This is a genomic window from Vibrio sinensis, assembly GCF_003605645.1.
Lineage (GTDB): Bacteria > Pseudomonadota > Gammaproteobacteria > Enterobacterales > Vibrionaceae > Vibrio > Vibrio sinensis.
Map to the genome: position 1 here is coordinate 1 of NZ_QVMU01000192.1, position 395 is coordinate 395.

A 395-nucleotide genomic window follows, 5' to 3' on the forward strand; every position below is an offset into this window, starting at 1 on the left:
CCGTCACACCATGGGAGTGGGCTGCAAAAGAAGTGGGTAGTTTAACCTTTCGAGGAGGACGCTCACCACTTTGTGGTTCATGACTGGGGTGAAGTCGTAACAAGGTAGCGCTAGGGGAACCTGGCGCTGGATCACCTCCTTATACGATACGGATAGTTTGCTTTCACTTTTTAAAAGTGAAGACAAATAAGTCACGATGAGTGTCCACACAGATTGATGGTTTTGAGGTTTTTAACCTCGAGCTATTATGCTCTTTAACAATTTGGAAAGCTGACTGATAACAACATTGTTGTTATCAAAAAAAGTTCTCAATGTATTCTTAATTGAATACACCAAAAAACACATTCAAGTGTTCTTGGCAATATCATCTCCTAGAGATGATTATTCGAAATTGA

At 40.3% G+C, this 395-nt stretch carries 1 rRNA gene; it reads left to right on the forward strand.

The features are described from left to right. Positions 1–142: ribosomal RNA gene (locus DZ860_RS24155) — 16S ribosomal RNA — on the forward strand; the annotation flags it as partial. Positions 143–395 lie beyond the last annotated feature (253 nt).